The 23228-nt window shown below is 44.1% G+C and carries 17 protein-coding genes; 14 read left to right on the top strand and 3 right to left on the bottom strand.

Annotated features, from left to right (window positions below):
* Nucleotides 1–45: 45 nt before the first annotated feature.
* The 3 genes from ACSQ8P_RS24605 to ACSQ8P_RS24595 form a co-directional block, all read right to left on the bottom strand.
* Nucleotides 46–1437, bottom strand: coding sequence for an ABC transporter substrate-binding protein (locus ACSQ8P_RS24605; RefSeq protein WP_436237600.1), 1392 nt, complete (start codon nt 1435–1437; stop codon nt 46–48).
* Nucleotides 1438–1525: 88 nt separating this feature from the next.
* On the bottom strand, nt 1526–2347 hold the full coding sequence (locus tag ACSQ8P_RS24600) for a carbohydrate ABC transporter permease (RefSeq protein ID WP_436237599.1): 822 nt from the start codon (nt 2345–2347) through the stop codon (nt 1526–1528).
* A complete protein-coding gene (locus tag ACSQ8P_RS24595; protein WP_436237598.1) occupies nt 2344–3303 on the bottom strand; it encodes a carbohydrate ABC transporter permease in 960 nt (319 codons plus the stop codon). Before ACSQ8P_RS24595 ends, ACSQ8P_RS24600 begins: the two co-directional genes overlap by 4 nt.
* 278 nt (nt 3304–3581) lie before the next feature.
* Between ACSQ8P_RS24595 and ACSQ8P_RS24590 the strand changes: the two genes are divergently transcribed.
* The 14 genes from ACSQ8P_RS24590 (at nt 3582) to iolG (ending at nt 23208) form a co-directional block, all read left to right on the top strand.
* Nucleotides 3582–4064, top strand: a complete 483-nt coding sequence (locus ACSQ8P_RS24590) for a DUF2975 domain-containing protein (RefSeq protein WP_436237597.1) — start codon at nt 3582–3584, stop codon at nt 4062–4064.
* Between the two features lie 9 nt (nt 4065–4073).
* Nucleotides 4074–4289 (top strand): helix-turn-helix domain-containing protein, encoded by a 216-nt coding sequence (locus ACSQ8P_RS24585; RefSeq protein WP_436237596.1) that lies wholly within the window; start codon nt 4074–4076, stop codon nt 4287–4289.
* Nucleotides 4290–4308: 19 nt separating this feature from the next.
* Nucleotides 4309–5556, top strand: a complete 1248-nt coding sequence (locus tag ACSQ8P_RS24580) for a DUF4153 domain-containing protein (protein ID WP_436237595.1) — start codon at nt 4309–4311, stop codon at nt 5554–5556.
* Nucleotides 5557–6008: 452 nt separating this feature from the next.
* Complete coding sequence (locus ACSQ8P_RS24575) at nt 6009–9116, top strand: efflux RND transporter permease subunit (RefSeq protein WP_436237594.1); 3108 nt, start codon at nt 6009–6011, stop codon at nt 9114–9116.
* Nucleotides 9117–9148: 32 nt separating this feature from the next.
* Nucleotides 9149–10402, top strand: coding sequence for an efflux RND transporter periplasmic adaptor subunit (locus ACSQ8P_RS24570; protein WP_436237593.1), 1254 nt, complete (start codon nt 9149–9151; stop codon nt 10400–10402).
* A 27-nt stretch (nt 10403–10429) separates the two neighbouring features.
* A complete protein-coding gene (locus ACSQ8P_RS24565; protein WP_436237592.1) occupies nt 10430–12181 on the top strand; it encodes a hypothetical protein in 1752 nt (583 codons plus the stop codon).
* A 268-nt stretch (nt 12182–12449) separates the two neighbouring features.
* Nucleotides 12450–14246 carry a cache domain-containing sensor histidine kinase gene (locus ACSQ8P_RS24560; protein WP_436237591.1) on the top strand — a complete coding sequence of 599 codons (1797 nt, stop codon included), beginning with the start codon at nt 12450–12452 and terminating at the stop codon, nt 14244–14246.
* Nucleotides 14243–15799 carry a response regulator transcription factor gene (locus tag ACSQ8P_RS24555; RefSeq protein ID WP_436237590.1) on the top strand — a complete coding sequence of 519 codons (1557 nt, stop codon included), beginning with the start codon at nt 14243–14245 and terminating at the stop codon, nt 15797–15799. Before ACSQ8P_RS24560 ends, ACSQ8P_RS24555 begins: the two co-directional genes overlap by 4 nt.
* A gap of 170 nt (nt 15800–15969) precedes the next feature.
* The gene (gene iolD / locus ACSQ8P_RS24550; protein ID WP_436237589.1) at nt 15970–17835 is read left to right on the top strand and encodes a 3D-(3,5/4)-trihydroxycyclohexane-1,2-dione acylhydrolase (decyclizing); all 1866 of its coding nucleotides are present in this window, start codon (nt 15970–15972) and stop codon (nt 17833–17835) included.
* Between the two features lie 21 nt (nt 17836–17856).
* Nucleotides 17857–18765 carry a myo-inosose-2 dehydratase gene (gene iolE / locus ACSQ8P_RS24545; RefSeq protein WP_436237588.1) on the top strand — a complete coding sequence of 303 codons (909 nt, stop codon included), beginning with the start codon at nt 17857–17859 and terminating at the stop codon, nt 18763–18765.
* A gap of 7 nt (nt 18766–18772) precedes the next feature.
* Nucleotides 18773–19783, top strand: a complete 1011-nt coding sequence (gene iolC / locus ACSQ8P_RS24540; protein WP_436237587.1) for a 5-dehydro-2-deoxygluconokinase — start codon at nt 18773–18775, stop codon at nt 19781–19783.
* A gap of 31 nt (nt 19784–19814) precedes the next feature.
* Nucleotides 19815–21260, top strand: a complete 1446-nt coding sequence (locus tag ACSQ8P_RS24535; RefSeq protein ID WP_436237586.1) for a CoA-acylating methylmalonate-semialdehyde dehydrogenase — start codon at nt 19815–19817, stop codon at nt 21258–21260.
* Between the two features lie 32 nt (nt 21261–21292).
* The gene (fba, locus tag ACSQ8P_RS24530; RefSeq protein ID WP_436237585.1) at nt 21293–22171 is read left to right on the top strand and encodes a class II fructose-1,6-bisphosphate aldolase; all 879 of its coding nucleotides are present in this window, start codon (nt 21293–21295) and stop codon (nt 22169–22171) included.
* Nucleotides 22168–23208, top strand: coding sequence for an inositol 2-dehydrogenase (gene iolG / locus ACSQ8P_RS24525; RefSeq protein WP_436237584.1), 1041 nt, complete (start codon nt 22168–22170; stop codon nt 23206–23208). Before fba ends, iolG begins: the two co-directional genes overlap by 4 nt.
* The last annotated feature ends 20 nt before the right edge of the window (nt 23209–23228 follow it).

Genomic DNA, 23228 nt, shown 5'->3' with positions numbered 1-23228 from the left:
TGCCTATGGGTATCTTGCATTAGCGAACATTATTTCCTGGATTATCTATTTCACTGTTTTGTTATAAGCACCAATTTTCTCTGTAATACTCTTAGCTGCATTATCCAGCGCCTCTTTTGGCGCTTTTTTGCCAGTCAAAGCCTCTTCGATCGCTGTTTCGACGATTTGACGCGCTTCTGGGAAAACGCCCATTACGGCACCTTGGGTTGCGGTGTTCGCTTTCGTTTTGTGTAATTGATCGATGGCCGTTTGGAATTGCGGGTATTTCGCAAGGTTATCTTTGAGAATTTGTTCATCATACGCTTTCTTTGTAATTGGGAAATAGCCTGTGTTCACGTTCCACCATGCTTGCGTTTGCGGTGTAGTTAGAAATTTAATGAATTCCCAAGCCCCCTGTTGCTCGGCTTCTGACTTGTTATTCAAGATGTAAAGACTCGCGCCACCAACGACAACACCGCCGTCTTTGGCATCGGATGGCTTAGGAAGCGGGCCTGTACCTACTTGGAATTTGCCTTCAGCGCCGCTTACAATACCGCGAAGTGAGGCTGTCGAATCTAATGTCATCGCGATTTGGCCAGCTAAGAAAGCTTTTTTCGTGTCATCTGTTTTACGGCCAAGGTTGGCGGACGTTTTGCTGTCGACCATTTCTTTCCACCAGGTTAGTGTTTTGACGCCGGCTTCGTTGTTGACCATGGATTCCGTTGCTGATGCGGTACGACCATTCCCATTATTGAGGTATTCAACACCTTGGTTAGCAAAGAATTGCTCCATAAACCAGCCGTAGATGGCAAAGGAAGAGCCGGATTTCCCATCTTTACTAAGCGCCCCAGCAGCTTTCGTGATTTCTTCGTACGTAGTCGGTGGTTTCTCTGGGTCGAGTCCTGCGGCTTTGAACATATCTTTGTTGTAATATAGGATCGGGTTAGAGGTGTTGAAAGGCATGGAATTCAGTTTGCCATCGACTTTATAATAATTCAGAATGTTCTCTTCGAGCTGGGAAAGATCGAATTTATCGGCATCGACATACTTTTGTACGGGCGTGATGGCTTTGGAATCAATCATGAAGCGGGAGCCGATTTCGTAAACTTGAATGAGGGAAGGGCCGCTTTTGGTATCCATCGATGCTTTCATTTTGTTGATACTTTCATCATAAGTACCTTGGAATACAGCTTCAACTTGTACATTCTTCTGTGAGCTATTAAAATCTGCCACTAATTTATCAACAGCTTTGCCAAGCTCTCCACTCATAGAGTGCCACCAGATCACTTTAACGGGTTCTGTTGGTTTTTTGACATCCGCTGCAGCCGTACTTGCCGCCGGTTTGCTTTCTGCCGTACTCCCTGAAGTCGTTGTTTCAGCCTTGCCGCAAGCACTAGTTAACAGCACCATAATTGCAGTCATAGCAAGGATGGAGCTTTTCGTTTGCAAAGTTTTCATAGTTTTCGTTTCTCTCCCTTATCTCTTTTCTTTAATATATGGAAATCTGATTCAGCGAATTGCTGAACAGAACAACCATCTAGATGGATTAACCTTTCACAGCACCAGCCGTAAGTCCGCGTACGAGCTGCTTTAAACCGAGGACGAGCAATAAGAGGGATGGCAGCAAGACGATGCTTACACCTGCCAGAACCAAATTCCATACGGTCAACTCTTCGAATTGCAGCATCGCGATGCCAATTTGCACGGTTCTCATGGCTTCGCTGTTCGTGATGAGCAGCGGCCATAGATACATGTTCCATGCATTTAAAAAGGCATACACAGCTAGCGTTGCCAAGGCCGGACGTCCTAGTGGAAGCACGATTCGCAGGAACATGCGAAAGTGTCCGCATCCATCGATGCGAGCCGCTTCGAACAGCTCTTTGGGCAGCTGTAAGAAGAATTGCCGCAGGAGGAAGGTTCCAAAGGCCGTCGCCAGGAACGGAACGGTTAGCCCCTGCATGCTATCGAGCCAGTCCCATTTTTTAACCGTCAAATAGTTGGGAATAATGGTGACCTCCCAGGGAATCATCATGGTAGCCATGAAGAGAGCAAAGATGAAGGCTTTGCCTATGAAGCGAATATTGGTAAAGGCATAGGCGGCCATGCTCGATGTAATCAGCTGTCCCAGCGTAATAAGGATAGATACAAGTAGACTATTGGTAACAAATGTAGTGATGGGCACAAGCTTGAACACGGCGATGATACTACCCAGATAAAAGCTGCCAGGCAAGAAGTGAGGCGGATAGGCGGAAGCTTCCTCGGGCGTCATCAAGGCAGATGAGAATGTATAGAAGATGGGATAAAGAACAAGTGCAGCGCAGATAATCAATAGGATGTAGACAAAAGTTTGTTGCAAACGAGTGGTCACTGATAGTGCACCTTCCTTTCAAACACTTTAAACTGAATGACCGTGAAAATAAGGATGATGGTGAAAAGGACAAGTGCTTGCGCGCTGCCTGTTCCGAACCGGAAGTTAATAAAAGCATCCTGATACAAGGAGTAGACAAGTACATCCGTGGAGTTGACTGGTCCCCCTTTGGTCAGAATATGAATTTGTCCAAAAGACTGAAAAGCGCCGATGATGGACACGATCGTGACGAAGAATACCGTTGGTGAAAGTAAGGGCAGGACGATTTGCACAAAGGTACGAATGGGGCCAGATCCATCGATTTTGGCGCTGTCATAGATTTCATCCGGAACTCCTTGTAAACCGCTCAACAGGACAATATAGGTGAAGCCGAGGTTCATCCAGACCGTCATCAGGGAAACAGAAAGCAGTGCCCATCTCGGGTCAGTCAGCCATGCCACAGGCTCTAAACCGACTAACTGCAGTAAGTAATTCAACATGCCGACACTCGGGTGAAACAGCATCATCCAGATCACGGCTGAAGTTCCGACAGATAGAACAACTGGTAGTGAAAAAATGAATTGGAAAATTCGCATACCTTTGAGCTGATTGTGCGTAAATGCGGCGAGCAGGAGTGCAATTACGATAACTGTAGGTACTGTTAGCAGTGTAAATAGGCCTGTAACGCCTAAGCTCTGATAGAATCGTTCAGAAGTGAATATCGCGGTGAAATTATCGAGTCCAACGAAGGACGCAACTCTGCCTCGCGGATCAGTTTCGTGTAAACTGAGATAAAAGGTTTGCATCAGAGGATAAAACAAAAAGATGGCAAATAGCAAAAGAGATGGAAACAAAAAGATATAACCAAGGATCGTCTCCGCCAAGCTCTGGCTGAGCGTTACTTTGCGTGGATGCGCTGCTTTTACAGTAGTTTGTGATTTTCTTACTTGGGGTAAATCTCTTTCTATTGCATTCATTTCAAGCTCCTCCATGAACATTATTAAACAAACACGCTCGTTACTAGACTAACGCTTGTTTATTTGACCAATGTCAAATTCAAGTGAAGGTTTTGTATATTTCTAGAAATCTTTACAAAATCCATAGAATTATTTACTGGTTTTTTTATGTCCGAAGTATTTGAGTGGTGTACATTTAACAACAATAATAAGCTGAAAATCATTATTTATTTATTGCAAAACGATAAATTATGTGATAAATTCAAATCAAAATTAAATGATAAGTGAGGGGCTTTTTTATGGAACGTGGATCAACACTCTTTTTAAAGATAGCTGTTATTCTTATGGGAATCCCCGTGCTTGCTTTGTGTATATTTGCAGTGCCTGAGATCGCGAATTTTGCAGTAGAATTATATCCAGATCATTCGTATTTGAAATATCTCTTTATGATTGATTTGTATGCATCGGCGATACCTTTTTACATTGCTCTGTACCAAACCTTTAAACTTCTAGGCTATATTGACAAGAATAAAGCTTTCTCGGAATTATCTGTAAGTGTCTTAAAGAAAATTAAACTCTGTGCAATCACGATCAGCGGCTTGTATGTGTTAGGGATGCCACTATTTTATCTCCTTGCGGAGAGAGACGATGCCCCAGGTATCATAGTCATTGGCATGGTCATGATTTTTGCTTCTATGGTGATTGCTGTTTTTGCTGCTGTTCTCCAAAAGCTTTTAAAAGAGGCTATTGATATAAAATCTGAAAATGATTTGACGGTCTGAGGTGATAACATGGCGATAATTATTAATATTGATGTGATGTTGGCGAAGAGAAAAATGAGCGTAACAGAGCTTGCAGAGAAGGTTGGAATTACAATGGCTAACCTATCTATATTGAAAAATGGAAAGGCAAAAGCAATTCGATTATCAACGTTAGAGGCGATTTGTAAAGCTTTAGATTGTCAGCCTGGTGATATTTTAGAATACCGAGAGGAAAGTCTGCCTTAATTGGGGGGGAGGAATAACTATGAACAGTACCAATCTGATTATTGACAATATCGCGAACCCCCAAGAGCTGGAGAGAATGTTTAGAGAAGAACCCGAGGCATTTAAAAAGTCATTCACATACGCGTGGGAACAGAACCCTGATTCACAGGTACTTGGCGTGTGGTATCAAAGGTTGTATTTCAAGGAAAAGATACCTACCGAGAAAGCTTCCTTGTTTCAGAAAGATTTCATTTCCATGGGCATTTTAGCCATTTTGGCCGGGACCATTACAAGAATCCTTTTTCATTTTGCCGATGATAATACGATAGCCCCAATTAATATTGTGTTTGCCATACTTCTCTTAATCGCTATGTATTTTGTAACCAATAATGTCCCGAATAAAAAGATTCTTTACACCCTTGCATCGTCTTTCCTCATCTCCGGGGTATTTCTGAATCTGTTGCCAGTAGAGTGGACTGACAGTATTATTCTGGCATATATACACCTTCCCATATTCTTATGGGTAGTCGTTGGGCTTGCATTCACAGGAAATGAGTATGGCAGAGGCAGCGCACGATTAGCCTATCTTAAATTTAATGGAGAACTCGCTATACTCTACGCCTGCATGGCCATTAGCGGAATGCTGTTAACAGGTTTAACTATGCAGCTATTTAAATTTGTAGGCATGGATATATCTGAATTTTACTTTGAAAATGTCGTTATATTTGGTGCTGCCGCGCTCTCACTTGTGGCTGTATACCTCGTATCTAGAAACCTTAAGCTTGCCAAAAATATAGCCCCCTATATTGCCAAAATTTTTAGTCCGCTTGTTCTGGTAACCTTATTGGTTTATCTCATAACGGTTGTTGTGGTCGGAAAAAATCCATTCTTGGATCGAGATTTTCTCCTGTCTTTTAACGGAGTACTTCTTGCTGTATTGGCCGTCACCATATTCTCTATTACCGAAAGCGGCAAAGACGAGAAGAAGAACATTTCGGATTATATTAATTTTGCCCTCATTGTCCTTGCTCTGATCATTGACAGTGTGGCTTTATCCGCTATTGTGTTCAGGCTTTCTTCATACGGGATATCCCCTAACAGACTGGCAGTTCTAGGCGTAAACATCCTAATTTGGGCTAATCTCATTTGGATTATGCTCTCCTATCTGCGATTTCTACAAAACAAAACCGGACCGTTGGCTATCCAAGATACCGTTACGAAGTATTTGCCAGTCTACGGACTGTGGGCAGCATTCGTTTCCTTTACGTTTCCTTTATTTTTTAATTGATGCAACTGAAGAATTGAATATGGCACTGAGATGGCAATGATGATTGCGATAGCGATGGGTCAGTCTATACCAGTGAACATCACAACCGCCTTCGCCACCAGTTGGAGGTGCTTGTTCATATCCATATAGTTTGAAAATCAGAAAACCGATGCCCTCGTATTTTGGGGAACATCGGTTTTGTTTTGTTGGAAAACACCTGTCTAGAGAAGAACATATATGCTTTTTTTCACATGAAGTCACAAGCGTTTTAGCTGTTCGTATTACCAAAATATGACTAGAATATGACTTTACTCACCTGTTTTTATCAAAATGAAAAGCTATAATAAATCCTGATCAAGAAAACATGGAATTGTCAATTTTAGTATATTTATTGTTAATTAATTCCAAGTTATGATGAATGAGTGAGTAGTAAGAATGTAAGGATTAAAGCTGGTGATAGGGGAGAAGTGAGAATGTCCAAGTTAACTGAGTTTTCAATGAAAAATGTGGCAGCGATTTTCATCGTCATGCTGCTGTTGGTCGTAGGAGGAACATATTCTACAACCACACTGAAGGTAGAAAGTATGCCAGATATTACATTTCCGGTTGTCATTATTAGCACTACATATGTAGCGCCTCCGAAGGATGTTCTTGATGAAATCACTAAGCCACTAGAGAAGGCTGTTGCAGGGTTGGATGGACTCAAAACCCTAAGCTCCGGATCACAGGACAATTACTCACAGATTATCCTGGAGTTAGACCAAGATAAGAAGCCTGAAGATGTTAAGAAAGATGTGGAGAGCTTGATTTCTAATGTTAAGCTGCCTCAAGGCTCTGAGAAGCCCAAAGTATTAACTGCAGGCTTTGCTTCTGATCCTGTCTATTATTTGGCGGTTTACGGTGAGGCAGGGATGAACCAAACTGAGCTGGATAAAGCCTACAAAGATACGATTCTTCCCGGCTTCAATGGGCTCAAGGGAATCGATCATGTAGACTCTGTTGGTAATCAGGATGCTGTACTTACCATTAAACTTGATGCGCCTGCGATAAATAATTATGGACTAACACCATCAGAAGTTTCAAGTTTGATCAAAGCCTCATTGGTGTCTAGCCCGGCAGGTACGGTAGATTTCAATGGAAACACGCAGATGGTTCGAGTCAAAGGTGAACTGGATACGATATATAACTTGGATAATTTGAAAATCACAACAAAAACAGGCGATACACTTCTTCTCAAACAAATTGCCAAAGTTGAAGCTATCAGTGAGTCTAAGTTCATTGCAAGATTAGATGAGCTACCAGCCATCGGCGTACTGCTTTACAAAACGAAAGCTGCGAATGCAGTAGAATTTGCTGATAGTGCTGACAAACTCATGACAGACTGGGGCCAAACGCTGCCTGGCGTGAAATTCCACAAAATCTACAATTCTGCCAACGATATTAAAGATTCCATCCACGGAATGGTGCAAGAAGGCGGATTAGGCGCAGTACTTGCTTCATTAATGATCTTGCTTTTCCTTCGCAATGCACGTATGACGATCATCGTACTCGTGTCGATTCCTCTCTCAATTCTTGTTACGTTACTATTTATGGGTCCTCTAGGTATTTCCCTAAACATCATGACATTAGGTGGAATGGCCATTGCAGTCGGGCGAGTCGTGGATGACAGTATCGTCGTTATTGAGAATATCTATAGTCAGCTGCAAAAAGCTCAAGATCGTAATGAATCTGTTATTAAATTAGCAACGAAACAGGTTTCAAGCGCGATTACTTCCTCAACAATTACAACAGTGGGTGTATTTGGACCCATTGGATTCGTAAGTGGGGTAGTTGGTGAAGTATTCCGTCCTTTTGCTATAACACTTGTCGTTGCTTTAATGTCCTCATTAATAGTTGCATTAACCGTAATTCCAATGTTGGCGAAGATTATGGTGCTTAAAAGCAAGAAACTTGCAAGTCACGATGAAAATCACGTGGGGCCAATGGGAGTGAAATATAAGAAAGCGCTCGTATGGTCGTTGAATAATCGTATCAAAACTTTATTGATGGCTGCCGTTGCCCTTGTTATCTCGATCTTCATTACAGTGCCAAATTTAGCGGTGGCTTTTATGCCGAATAGTGAAGCTGTAAAACAAGGTGTTATTGAGATTAAAATGCCGCGAGAAACATCCATTGAGATGATGAATGAGATGTCCAAAGAACTTGAAAAAGATTTAAAATTACACACAGACAAAGCAGGCAAACCTGCATTCAAGTACATTGAATCACTTGTTGGATATAACCAAAGCAGTGATCGATATGCGTATCGAGCAATGATGTTCTTCGAGCTAACAGCTGAAACCGATGCGACTGAAGGTGTCAAAAAGTATAAGGAAGATATGTTGAAACTGATGCCACAAGGATCAGATGTGAATATACAATTGTTTACTGGAGGGCCTCCTACCTCAACTGGAGCTGATTTCTCATACTCTCTTAAAGGGGATGACCAGCTTTATCTGAAGCAAGCATCACAATTGGTTAAAGATAAAATGAAGGAATTCCCTGAGCTGAATGACATTAAAGACAGCTTGAGTGATTCCAAAACCGAAGTCGAGATTATCGTAAATCAGAACAAAGCACGATTGTATGGACTTTCAAGTGCTCAAATTTTGCAATCTGTCAACGCCTGGATAGCAGAAGAGAAGCTGGGAGATTTGAAATTTAATAACATTACTTATGCGACTAAAGTTATGTTGAATCCAGTGTACAAAAACTCTGTGGATAAACTGGGTACTTTTTTAATCAAGACGCCTACTGGTCAAACGATACAGTTAAATGAAGTAGCTCGAGTTGAACAGATTGAAGCACCAAATAGCATTAGTCGTGAAGATCAAGAACAAATCGTTAGTGTAAGAGCAAAAATTGATGCCACGGATAAAGGCGGCGTCAGCAAGAAAGTTACGGAAGAACTGGCCAAGTTAGAACTGCCTTCTGGCGTCACTCGTGAAGTGAAGGGTGTATCCGACGATATTCAAAAAAGCTTCATGCAAATGTTTATGGCTATCATTGCTTCCATCTTCATTGTTTACATCGTCATGGTTATTGCCTTTGGTAACGCTAGGGCGCCGCTTGCCATTCTGTTTTCACTGCCGCTAGCAGCTATTGGGGGTCTCTTAGGACTACTAATTACGGGCGAATCGATCAATGTAACGTCACTCATCGGCTTCCTCATGCTGATCGGTATCGTTGTAACAAATGCGATTGTACTCGTAGACCGCGTGCAGCAGCTAAGAGAGCAAGATTATTCGATTCGTGACGCACTAATTGAAGCCGGAATTACGAGGTTAAGACCTATTATCATGACGGCAGGTGCAACTATACTTGCACTAATGCCCTTAGGACTTGGATTATCCAAAGGAACGATCATTTCCAAAGGTTTAGCAGTTGTCGTTATCGGCGGTCTTACGACTTCAACGCTACTAACGCTCGTAATCGTGCCAATTATGTATGAGATCCTATTTAAGAAAAGAGAAGGCGGCTTCTTCAAGAGAAAACGAAAGCCGAATTCCATTCAATCAGAGCAAGTAGCATCTGCACGTTAATCATCTATATCGGGGAAAAGGGGAAAATGAATATGAAACGTCAGTTGTTTATGATAAAACAGAGTACCAAGATATTCGGTGTCCTCGCGCTTAGCGCGGCGATTGCCGTAGGATGTTCCGCATCACCAGCAGTAAGCCCTGCAGCAACAACAGCTGCCCAGCAAGGGGTTAAAGTAGTGAAAACGGCAAAAATCACGAAACAAAAGATTGGTGAACCAGTAGAACAAGTGGGTGATGTCGTATCATCCATTCAATTAGATATTATCGCCAAGTCTGGTGGTGAAGTCATTGAAATCCTGAAAAAACGTGGAGATATCGTTGAGAAGGGCGAAGTGCTTTTTCGATTGGATCCGACGGATGTGCTGATACAAAAGGATTTGAATGCAGTAAGTATCAAAGGAGCACAGGCTGGACTTACAGCGGCTAAGCAAAATACATCAAATGGTATCGAGGATGCCAAAGACCGTGTTTCTAAGATGGAGACCGCGGTTAGTGACCTAGAGAAAGCTTACAGCAGGGTTCACAATGAATACGATCTAGGAACAGCAACGAAATCCGATTTAGAACAGATAGAAACGAAGGTAAACAATTCTAAAAAAGATTTGGCCAGCGAACGTAGATCGCTGAAAACCATGCAAGAGACGAATTCGCTGGCACAAGCGGAGTCCAGTTTGGAATCTGCGCAAGTAAATGCCAAGAATATCGAGAGGTCCCTTAGCAATCTTGAAGTAAAAGCTCCAGCTTCTGGTGTGCTGACGGATCTCAATGTTACGGTCGGTCAGACCCTAGCGCCAGGTGGTCGCGTAGGGGAAGTTCAACAGACAAACCCAGTTAAAATCAAATCCCAACTTAGCGAAGAGTCGGCTAACCTTGTAAGAGGTAAGAGTGAATTGACTTTCTACATTCCTGGCGTAACGACGAAAGCCGGAGCCAAAGTAACATACTTATCGGATGTCATTAATGGACAATCCAAAGCTTATGATCTGGAATTGGAGGTTCCGAATCCGGATGGCAAGCTGAAACCAGGATCTAAGGCACAAGTGGAACTAACCAAAGATGATGAACAAAACGTACCTGTCATTCCAAGCCTTAGCATCGTTCGTGAAGGCGGAAATAACTTTGTCTATGTCGTAATTGGCGAAACAGTACAAAAGCGTAAACTTGAACTTGGTCGATTGAATGAGACGAATCAGGAAGTTATTTCTGGGGTCAAAGAAGGAGAGATTCTAGTAATCTCCGGGCAACATCAACTGAAAGATCAAGACACGGTCAAAGTGAGTAACTAACCTAATATTTTGGAGGAGGAGAAATAAGTGAAAAAGACGATAAAGAGATCCCTGGCTACTCTTGTACTATCAGCTGCATTTTTAACTATAGCTTCTTTACCTGCATGGGCTGCGGATGGTCAGAACTTGGCAGCAGCAACGGCAGTAAATACGAATGTAAGCTATACACTTTCGGATAAGATTGAAGTTGAAATCAAAAGCATCCTCAATGAGCACGAATCGGATTCAACGAAGCTAGGTGCCGTCATTCGAATGAGAAATACGAGTGATAAAATCACGCGTGTACCTGACTTTGAATTACGGGTTCTGATGGCAGATGGCATCGAATATACACTGCAGCCTAGTGCCAAAAACCCAAAATCTATTCAACCCAAGAGTCAGTTGGAACTCAGCTACTTGTCGATCGTTGAACGGAGTGACGATGTTGCTCTAACGAGCCTCAACTTTATAGATGTGGATATGGAAGTGTATCCGAAGGAAGAAACGACACTGCTTTCGATACCTGTTGACGCTGGTATCGTATGGAACGGCAGTGACAGTATAATAACGAATTCATCGGCTATTCTTAAATGGGGAGAAGCATTTACTTTACCTTCTTTGCGCTCGACCCTTGGATTCATTCCTGTAGACATTCATAAGGAAATTACAGCCAAAGGCGTTTCCACGGTTGTTCAAATTCAAGTTGTAAATCCAACCAAAGAACGTCAGACCGTACCTAACTTTGGGATCGATGGGAAGACAGAAAGTAACGTTTATTCCGGTAGTCGTGCTGAAACTTCGGTTATCCTAGATCCAGGTGAGAAGAAATATATCCATATCGTCATTCCAACAGATCTGGATACGGAATTCACCAGCTTGAATGTAGTGACACCAGAGAGTTTTGCCGTTGCGACGGGAGATGGTAAGTTTCACGATGACACTTATCGGGTTGGACGTGTCAATATTCTTCTCCCAACAGGAGCTGCAACGCAGGGAGTCATCCCTGCCCCAGAATATGTCTTAGGTACACCAGTTAAACTGGATTCTACGAATAAATTCGTTCCGTCTAATGTCGATGTTTCTTTGGTTGAGTTACATGTAACAAGTAATGAAGACGATGGTTTTAATACGGCCGTGGCAAAGTTTAAATTGACGAACAATAGTGACCGTCCGATCCCAATTCCGGCGATCCAAACGGAGCTTGTTAGTAAAGATGGTTATGCCTATGGAGGAAAAAGACAGGTAGCTGCGGCACTAAGTGTTGTTCCTAAAGCCTCCTATGTCGTTAGTTATTCGTATGCACTTCCAGCTTCGGAGACGGGTGAAGGTCTTAAAATGAACCTCTATAGCCAACAAGCGAATGGAGAAACAACATATAAATCACTTCTTGCAACGGCAAAGGTACCTGTTCAAAAGAACGACCCAACGAGCAAAATTCTAAACGTGTACCCCTATGCAATTACCATCAAAGATTGGACAATTTCAGCTATTTACCAAGCTACAATGTCCTATGATTATAAACTGAAGCTGGATCTGGACATTAAACCTGATAAGCAAGTAACAGTGGATAAGTTTAATAGTATGCTCTCATTCGAATTATTTGATAATGTTGGAAATCCAGTGGGAAAATCAGTTGAAGCATTGTCAGGTGAAGGCCGTTTGTACAATGGTACAAACACGATAGATTTAAATGCGAGATCCAACCAACTTGATTTCCCGATTCAGGTCAAAGTATTTGAGACTTTCACGAACGAATATGGTGAATCCGTTAAGCGGTTGTTGACCACTTTCAAGCAATAGTTAGATTAATAAAAGACCGGTGTCCCCTTAACTTGGGAACATCGGTTTTTTCTTTGTTTTGGTTCTGAAATTAAAAAAATAGCGAGAAACCGATTATTGTTGTTATAATATCGTTTAAGACTCGGTCATTTATGAGAAAAACTTCTATCGAAGTACTTCGAGGATGTGCGACCGCGTTTTAAATGTTATTTTTATCGCCAATAAGAATTTGTTCACCCGAGTACTGGAAACTTAGAAATTCTTATGTGGTAAACAAAGGGGTAATGAGATGCTATCCTGGATTCGAAATGTATTGATGATTAATCGCAGCTTCAGGGTGAAACTTACTCTCAGTTTATCCATCATTATTTTATTGGCATTTTGCTTGACCGGATATTTAACGTATCGTTACAACTTAACGTTGTTCGAGGAAGAGATCAGTAAGCAATTTTCCAGCACGAACGAAGAAGCGTTAGCGAAGCTGGACCTTAAGGTGCAGGAAGTTGTTCGTATTTCGCAAACTGTTGTATTTAATCCATCCATTGAAAAAGTGATTTCACGCATTAATCTGAGCGAGGACTCTGATGCTTTTAATCGCTATTATGATAAGAAGCAAATCGAAGATCAGATTTACCAACTCAAATCGGATGCTCCCTATATTACGGGGATGTATCTATATGACTTAAATGGGAATCCTTCGTATTTTAGCTATACGACTTCTGCCATTAATGTACCTGATGAGAACGTATTCAAGGTGATTCGTTCCAAAATTAGCGACACCTCTGGCGACCTTGTCTGGATTAGCCTACCGATGGCCTCCTCTATTGAGCCTAGCGGTTATAGAAATACAATTATTGTGGCAAGGTTTATGAAAAATAGTAGTTTGACGACCTACGGAGTTCTCGTCATGGCTTTTGACGAATCCTTCTTCTCAGGCTCACTTAAGGAGCTGACGAAGGCAGGTCAGGGCCAGGTCTACTTATTTAATAAAAATAGAGAACTGTTATTTACCAACTCGCCTGTTCATTTAGATCAATTAGCTCTCCTTCAAAATATGAATCGAACGCAATTAATGGAGCATCATTTGTATGTGGAGGGAGAATCTGAAGTAACTAACTTTAAGTTAGTTAGTGGGACATCGCTAACAGAGATTCAATCCAGAAGCCGAGATTTATTTAAGATGATTGTTTACTCTGGTTTGGTTAGTATCCTGCTTGCTAGTGTTCTAATTGTACTTTCCACAGGGAATTTACTCCGTCCGCTCAAGGATTTAATGCTAGGACTCCGCAAGGTGAGGTCAGGTGATTTCGATGCACGAATCGAAATACGTACCCATGACGAGTTAGCTTATATGGGAGAAAGCTTTAATGCAATGGCCGAACAAGTCGGACGGCTAATTAAGGAAGTATACCTAACGCAATTAAGTGAGAAAGAGGCTGAGCTTAAAGCTTTACAAGCGCAATTGAATCCTCATTTCCTGCACAACATGTTCAATGAAATATATTGGAAGCTTTATTTGCAAGATGAAACCGAGACGGCCGCCTTGATCGCTGCCATTTCGGAGATGCTCAAATATTCCTTGATGCCTGTTCGAACGCTGACGACGGTAAAGGAAGAATTCCAGCAGATCCGTAACTATTTGAAGATACAGAAGGAACTGTTTGAGACGGATTTGGAAACCATCATTCAAGTGGATGAGGATGTGATGGACGTTCAGGTGATGCGTTCGCTGCTCCAACCGTTAGTTGAAAATGTATTCATGCATGCTTTTCGCAATATGGTTTCACAGAAAGTATTGATCCTCAAGGCAAGCAGCCGCGATGGATTTCTAGAGATTGATGTGACGGATAATGGGTGTGGCATGGATGAAGAGGCTATTTCACAAATCTTGGGAGTTCAGGGTTCTTCCTTGCCTTATCGTACGGATGGACGTGAGAGTCTAGGGGTACGGAGTGTTGTGAGAAGGATTGAGTTGGTGTATGGTCCGCCGTTCCGAATGGAAATAACAAGTCTTGTAGGAAGCGGAACCACCATGCGTCTTATTCTGCCTCTTCTAACGAATGATGAAAGGAGATCACTAGAATGAGAAGCGGAAGAGTTCTGATTGTCGAAGATCAGTTGAATTTTAGAAAAGGGCTAGTTAAGATGCTGCAGGGTGGTGATCTGGGTTGGCAAGTGGTCGGCGAGGCGGGCAATGGCCAGGATGCCTTGATGATGCTTGATGAGCTTCAGCCTGATCTAGTTCTAACGGATATCCGAATGCCCATCATGGATGGAATCGAATTCGTTGGACATCTGCGTAAGAATTATCCCGAAATGATTGTGATCATTCTGACAGGATACAAAAATTTCGAGTATGCCCAAGCTGCTGTGCGGCTAGGAGCCTTAGATATTTTGATTAAGCCGTGCACGGAAGAGGATGTACGTCAGATCATGAACAAAGCGTCCGAACGGTTTTATGAGAAGTATGCGCATCAGCAGAAACAACACTTGCAAATGCAGCTGCAACAAGATCAAGATCTTCGTGCGGTATTGCTGGACCTTCCTTATGAAATGAGCACGTTAGCAGACGTGAATCGTGTTCTGGCGGGTAAAGAATTGTGGCTGTTGCACTTGAATAATGAAGATTTGGCGAATAAATCGAATGGTAAACGGGATGTGAGCTTGCTGCAATTTGCTTTTTCCAATATTGTCGAGGAGCTGGTGAAGGGAGCAGGGCTGGAAGCGCGGCTCGTATTAGTGGAGCATGATACCTTTTTATTAGTAACGGAATTTCATCAGCTAGACGAAAGTCTGCAAAGCAGCATTCCTACGGCCTCCTTTGAATACTTGAAAATTCACACAGGTATGGTTTCTATGGGTCTCGCGCCTTCCGCCATTGATTTGGCTCAATTGTATGTGTTAACGAAAGAGGCCGTCTCAGATCCCATTAAACTCCCTGCCATCACAGGTGGTGAGGCGGGATCCGGTATTCTGCTTTCGCAACATCAAGCACGGGTTAGAGAAATGGAAGTTGGGCTCATGTCAGCCATTCTAGTTGGTCAAGAGGATAGCTTACACGTGTTATTGAATCGGGTTCTAGAGGAGCTGAGTCTCGCATCGCCAGAGGAGATGAGAATTGGCGCGTTGTCGCTTTCTATTGCAATGCACGGAACGATTCAGAAGCAATTTGATCCGGCAGATCTTCCTGCCTTAGCAAGGCTTCCAAACGAGATGCCACAGAACAATTGGACCTCGAAGGAGGTGCTGGATTGGGCAGCTGAGCAAGTGAAGTATTTTCTGCTCCAATTTAATCAATGGCAGGCCTCCAAAAGTGATAATGTGGTCGAGCGAGCCATTAAATATATCGAGGAGCACTACAATGAGGAGTGTCGTTTGACAGATGTTGCGACGCATATTCATTTAAACCCAAGCTATTTCAGTGTCGTTTTCAAAAAGGCTACAGGGGAAAGCTTCACGCGCTTTGTTACCCGTGTCCGTATGGATAAGGCGGCTTTACTTCTTCGAAATACCGATATGAAAATATTCGAAATAGCTTGTGCCATAGGGTTTGACGAACCGAATTATTTTACGAATGTATTCAAGCAGCAATTTCAGATGTCACCTAAGGAGTATAGGAGTAGTAAGTTAACGCCATAAATGGCCGATTTACAGGGGATGTATGTGAGACGTTTCAGATTGAAAAAAAAAGTATTGCTAGTAAAATAAAAATACAGTATGATCAAATTAAGCGCTTAACCCGTACCGAAGGGTTGGCGTTTAAGTTTAAAAGATTAAGCGCTTAACCTCTGAATGGAAGGGAGATTTACATGCGTACAATTCGACTTACAATGGCACAAGCACTACTTCGCTTTCTAGACCAACAGTACATTTCCGTCGATGGACAGGAAACAAAATTCGTTCGAGGTGTCATGGGGATATTTGGACATGGCAATGTAACTGGGATTGGAGAAGCGTTGGAGTACAGCGCAGGTGACCTTACGTATATACAAGGCAAAAATGAGCAGGGGATGGTCCATGCTGCAACCGCTTACGCTAAGCAGAAGAACCGTCAACAAATCTATGCCTGCACAACCTCGATTGGTCCAGGCGCACTAAATATGGTAACAGCTGCGGCCACTGCGACCGTCAACCGCATTCCGGTTCTGCTGCTCCCGGGGGATAATTTTGCTTCGAGACAGCCGGATCCAGTCTTGCAGCAGCTTGAGATTACTAGCGATTACACAATTTCTGCAACGGACCCTTTCAAGTCCGTGAGCAAATACTGGGATCGGATCGTTCGTCCCGAACAGTTAATGATTGCTGCTACCCAAGCGATGCGGGTATTAACGGATCCTGCGGAAACAGGAGCGGTAACCTTAGCGCTCCCCCAAGATGTGCAGGCTGAAGCCTACGACTATCCGGAAGCCTTTTTCGAGAAGAAGATTCATTATATCGATCGTCGTCCAGCGACTAAGGAAGCGATAGATCGAGCTGTTGCATTACTCCTAGGAAAGAAGCGTCCGTTACTAATTGCTGGCGGCGGCGTTCTCTATGCGGAAGCAACGAAGGAGCTAGCGGAGTTCGCAGAAACGTTCGGCATTCCAGTTGCAGAAACGCAAGCAGGCAAAAGCTCGATGCCTTGGAACCATCCGCTGCATGTCGGCGCGATTGGCGTGACAGGAGCACTTGCTGCGAACAAGCTAGCGAAACAAGCGGATTTGATTATCGGTGTGGGCACGCGGTATTCCGACTTTACCACAGCCTCCAAATCGGCGTTTGCAAATGACAATGTGGCATTCATCAACATCAATATCAGCGGGTTCGATTCATCGAAGTTAGGCGGTATTTCGATTACAGCTGATGCGAAGGAAGCACTAAACGTGCTGCGTGAAACGTTGACATCCAGTGAGTATACGAGCAGCTACGAGACAGGTTACATAGCAGCATTGAAAGACGAATGGGATCGTGAAGTGGACCGTTTATATCAGGCAGAGTGTGCTGAAGGTTTTGCGCAGACGAACGCACTCGGTGTTATCAACGAAACAATTGATTCCTCTTCCGTTGTCGTCTGCGCTGCGGGAAGTTTACCTGGTGATTTACACCGTTTATGGCGTTCAACAGAGCCCAAAACGTACCATATGGAATACGGTTTCTCTTGTATGGGATATGAAGTAAGCGGTGCCTTCGGTGCAGCTTTGGCAGAACCGGGGCGTGAGGTTTATGCGATAGTCGGTGATGGCAGTTACTTAATGCTTCACTCGGAATTAGTGACGAGCTTGCAAGAGGGTCAGAAATTCACGATTCTGCTGTTCGATAATCATGGCTTCCAATGCATTCATAATTTGCAGCGCAGTCAAGGAAGCGAAGGCTTCGGGAATGAATTCCGTTACCGGGAAGCGGGTACGCGTAAGCTGACAGGAAGCTATATGCCGATTGACTTCGCGGCACATGCTCGCAGCTTGGGAGCGAAGTCATACAAAGCGACCAATCCAGAAGAGCTTAGGGCAGCGCTGCTGCAAGCGAAAGCAGAGACGGTGACGACCTTGATTGAAATTCCAGTCGTACCTGGAACGAACACGGGCGGCTATGAGTCCTGGTGGCAGGTTGGCGTACCCGAGGTTTCTGAGAGTGCCAAAGTGTTAGCAGCCCATGAAGAGATGAAGAAAAACATACAAGCGGCTAAACCCATTTAACGAAGAAGAGGTGACCTAACGATGGAAGAACTACCGTTTAAGCTAGGCATACATCCGATTAACTGGGTGGGAGAGGACGTCAAGGAACATGGCGCTGACACCACATTTGAACAGATAGTAGATGAGATTCAGAAGCTAGGATTGGCCGGGACGGAGATGGGGCGCAAATATCCAACTGATATCAACGTGCTCAAGAAAGAACTAGCGGACCGAGGCATCAGTCTCGTATCCCAATGGAAATCAGTCTTGTTCTCAGATCCTGCTTATAGAGAAGCTGAACTGGAAGCCTACCGTAAGCATGCGCAATTTCTGAAAGAGATGGGCAGCACGGTTATTTCTACGGCGGAAGTTGGAGGCTCACTCCATTTTGACCCGCGTCGTACGCCGAACGAGAAAGAAGTTATTCGCCTCGATGAAGCAGGCTGGCAGAGCTTAGCGGAAGGACTGAACCGTGCTGGTGCGATTGCGCAGGAATATGGTCTGAAGCTGACCTATCACCATCACGGTGGAACCGTGGTGGAATCACCGGAAGAGATCGATCGACTGATGGAGCTAACCGATCCTTCCTTGGTCTACCTGCTGTTTGATACAGGACACACCTACTACGGTGGTGGAGATCCGTTGACTGTATTGCGCAAACATTACAACCGAATTGCTTATATCCATTTGAAAGATATTCGTCAAGCCGTACTTGATGAAGCACGCGCAGAGCAAGTTGATTTCGTAACGTGTATCCGCAAAGGTGTGTTTACCGTACCAGGGGATGGCTGCCTTGATTTTGCACCGATTTTCAAAGAATTATTGGCTCGTGAATATACAGGATGGGCGATGCTCGAAGGCGAGCAAGACCCTGCAACTCATAATGCTTATGAATATGCGAAAAACGCACTGAACTACATCCATTCGCTAATAATCAAAGAAAGCAGGTAATCCGACCATGACCTATGTGACGTTCCCAGAATCGAAAGAGCTTGATTTTGTAGCCATCGGCAGATTATGTATCGATTTAAACGCGAACGAAATTCATCGTCCAATGGAAGAGACGATGACATTCACGAAATATGTTGGCGGTTCGCCAGCGAATATTACGATCGGCATGTCCCGATTAGGGATGAAGACAGCTTTTGTCGGCAAAATCGCGAATGATCAAATGGGCCGATTCATTGCTACCTATCTAGAGCGTAACGCGATTGATACAAGTAATGTTGTAACAGATCGTACGGGAGCTGTGACAGGGTTGGCTTTTACAGAAATCAAAAGCCCGACAGATTGCAGCATCCTGATGTATCGCGATAATGTAGCTGATTTGAAACTGACCCCGGATGAAGTTCAGGAATCTTTGATCGCAGGAGCGAAAGTATTGCTGATTTCCGGTACGGCTCTTGCTCAAAGTCCATCACGTGAAGCGGTGTTTCAAGCACTGAATTATGCGAAGAAGCATGGGGCAGTCATCGTATTTGATCTGGACTATCGTCCATACACATGGACATCTCCTGAAGAGACGGCTGTGTACTATAATCTAGCTGCTGAGAAATGCGATATCATTCTGGGTACGCGCGAAGAGTTCGATATGATGGAGAAATTTGAGCATAATCCGGAAAAGGATGACCATATCACGGCTGCCAAATGGTTCGACTATTCAGCCAAAATTGTCATTATCAAGCATGGTAAAGAAGGTTCTATCGCGTATACACCTGATGGTGTTGGTCATCGCGCAAAGAGCTTCCCAGCGAAGGTAGTGAAGACATTCGGAGCGGGAGATTCTTATGCAGCTGGCTTTATCTATGGTGTTATGCAAGGTTGGACGCTGGAGAAAAGTATGGAGTACGGAAGCGCTGCTGCTTGTATCGTAATTTCCAGTCATAGCTGTTCGGATGCTATGCCAACTGCTGCTGCAGTGGATGATTATATTGAACGTTGCAATCGCGGAGAAATCACAGCCTCATAATGACTTATCAACCTAAAGGAGCGAAATCGATATGACACATACATTGAAAAACTGGATTGGCGGCGAATGGGTCGCATCATCCGCAACACAAACGGAGCCTGTTTATAATCCTGCAACGGAAGAGATTCTTGCGTATATTCCAATTTCGACAAAAGAAGAAGTAGATCAAGCGGTTCGTAATTCGCAAGAAGCATTTCAATCATGGAGCCGTACACCTGTACCGAAGAGAGCAAGAGTCTTATTCAAATACCAACAGCTTCTCGTTGATCATTGGGAAGAGCTGGCTCGCATCGTGACGAAAGAAAACGGCAAAAGCTACTCCGAAGCTTATGGTGAAGTACTTCGCGGTATCGAATGTGTGGAGTTCGCCGCTGGTGCACCTACACTTATGATGGGTAAACAGCTTCCGGATATTGCTTCCAATCTTGAGTCTGGTATGTACCGTTACCCAATCGGCGTTATTGGTGGCATCACACCATTTAACTTCCCGATGATGGTGCCTTGCTGGATGTTCCCACTTGCGATCGCATGCGGTAATACGTTCGTATTGAAGCCATCGGAGCGTACGCCTCACTTGGCTAATCGCCTTGCCGAATTGTTCCACGAAGCTGGATTACCAGCGGGTGTGCTGAACATCGTTCATGGGGCGCATGATGTGGTGAATGGTCTTCTTGAGCATAAAGACATTAAAGCTATTTCGTTCGTTGGTTCCCAACCAGTTGCAGAGTATGTTTACAAAACAGCTGCAGCAAACGGGAAACGCGTTCAAGCACTTGCCGGCGCGAAAAATCACTCTATCGTCATGCCTGATGCGAACTTATCCATTGCCGTGAAGGAAATCACGAACGCAGCATTCGGTTCTGCGGGCGAGCGTTGTATGGCATGCTCCGTTGTAGTAGCCGTAGGGGATGTTGCGGATACGCTAGTTAGCAAGCTGCTTGAAGCGGCGGATAACATTACGATTGGTAACGGAAATGATGAAGGTGTGTTCTTAGGTCCAGTCATTCGTGGCGGACATAAAGAACGTACATTGAAATATATTGAAATCGGTGAAAATGAAGGGGCCATTATGGTTCGCGATGGTCGTAAAGACGCTGCGGCTGGGCAAGCTGGCTACTTCGTAGGACCGACGATCTTCGATCAAGTACAATGCGAGATGAAAATTTGGGAAGACGAAATTTTTGCTCCTGTGCTTTCCATCGTTCGTGTTGAAACACTGGAAGAAGCGATTGAGCTTTCCAACCGTTCCGAATTTGCGAATGGGGCATGCCTCTTTACCCAAGATGGCAGCAACGTTCGCCAATTCCGTGAAACGATTGATGCTGGGATGCTTGGGGTTAATCTTGGTGTACCTGCGCCGATGGCTTTCTTCCCTTTCTCAGGCTGGAAAAAATCTTTCTACGGCGATTTGCACGCCAACGGTACAGATGGCGTGGAATTCTATACGCGTAAAAAGATGGTAACCGCTCGCTGGTAACAGCGAGTTTCTTCCAGAAAGGAGAGAAGTTCATGGCACTCGTCTCAATGAAAGACATGCTGCAGACGGCATTAGAAGGTAAATATGCTGTTGGGCAATTTAATTTGAATAATCTTGAATTTACACAGGCGATCTTACAAGCGGCCCAACTCGAACAAGCACCTGTGATTCTGGGTGTTAGTGAGGCTTACATCCCCTATATGGGAGGACTTCCCTGCATCGCAGGCATGGTGAAAGCATTGATCGAGCATTATGGCATTACAGTACCAGTTGCCCTTCATTTGGACCATGGCAGCTCATACGAAGTATGTATCAAAGCGATCCACGCTGGATTTACTTCGGTGATGATCGATGCTTCCCATCATTCGCTCCAACATAATATCGAAGTTACGCGTCAAGTGACGCAAGCTGCGCATGTGCTTGGTGTTTCGGTGGAGTCAGAGCTAGGTCGAATCACAGGACGTGAAGATGATTTGGTTGTTGATGATGCAGATGGGATGTATGCGGTGGCTGAGGACTGCATGAAGATGGTTCAGGAAACAGGCATAGATTGCTTAGCGCCTGCGCTTGGATCGGTCCATGGTCCTTATCGTGGACAGCCAAAGCTTGGTTTTGACCGGATGGCTGAAATCAGAGATCTGACAGGATTGCCGCTCGTGCTTCATGGGGGAAGCGGTCTGCCAGATGACGAAATTCGTCAAGCGATTGCGTGCGGTACAGCTAAAATTAACGTGAATACAGATAATCAGATCGCTTGTACAGCGACGATTCGTACCTTTTTGAATGATCATCCGGATGCCTATGATCCTAGGAATTATTTAATTCCTGCTCGGGAAGCCATTATCGCATCGGTGAGATCCAAGATTCAACTATTCGGCAGTTCAGGTAAAGCGGGAGGTAATGTAGGATGAAGAAGATTAGAATCGGAATTATCGGCGCTGGCCGTATTGGTAAAATCCACGCGGACAATTTATTGCGGAACCCGCAAGTTGAGATTGTGGCGGTAAGTGATCTGTTTGCGGGTCCTGAGCTAGAAGCATGGGCAGCAGAACGCAACATCGCTATTGTGACAAAGGATAGTAACGAACTTATTCATCATTCTGACATTGATGCTATTTTCATTTGTTCTTCCACAGATACACACGTTCCGTTGATTGGGCAAGCTGCGCGTGCAGGTAAACATATTTTCTGTGAAAAACCTATCTCGATGGATATCACGAAAACAGAATCAGCGATTGATGAAGTGAAAAAAGCAGGCGTGAAGCTGCAAATTGGCTTTAATCGTCGATTTGACCATAATTTCAAGCGCGTTCAAGAAGTCGTGCAAGGCGGGGGGATCGGTGATCCTCATATCATTAAAATCACTTCCCGTGACCCTAATCCTCCTCATATTGATTATGTCAAAGTTTCAGGCGGCATCTTCATGGATATGATGATTCATGATTTTGATATGGCTCGCTTCGTATCGGGCAGCGAGGTTGAAGAAGTGTATGCGGTTGGGAATGTGCTGATCAACCCGGACTTTGCCCAGCACGGCGATGTGGATACAGCGGTTGTGACGCTGCGATTCGCAAATGGTGCGCTTGGAGTGATTGATAACAGCCGTCAAGCTGTATATGGCTATGACCAGCGTGTTGAAGTGTTTGGCTCCAAGGGCAGTGTCGTCGTTGCGAATGATCATCCGAATACAGCTGTGATTTCTACGGCAGACGCGATTGTGAGTGATAAGCCTCTGCATTTCTTCCTTGAGCGATATCAAGCAGCCTACATTGAAGAGACGCAAATGTTTATTGATGCGATTTTGCATGATAAGTGTGTACCTGTTAGTGGGGATGATGGCGTTCAAGCTGAACGGATTGCGCTAGCTGCGAAATTATCTTCTCGTTTGGGGAGACCTGTGAAAGTAAGCGAAGCTTTGGAATTGCTTAAGCAAACATCAGTCGTTTAAAGGAAAGAGGGAGACGCTAC

This window comes from Paenibacillus sp. LjRoot153 (assembly GCF_964253085.1).
Lineage (GTDB): Bacteria > Bacillota > Bacilli > Paenibacillales > NBRC-103111 > Paenibacillus_E.
The sequence above is the reverse complement of the archived record's forward strand: the minus strand, read 5'-3'. Positions and strand labels throughout refer to the sequence as shown.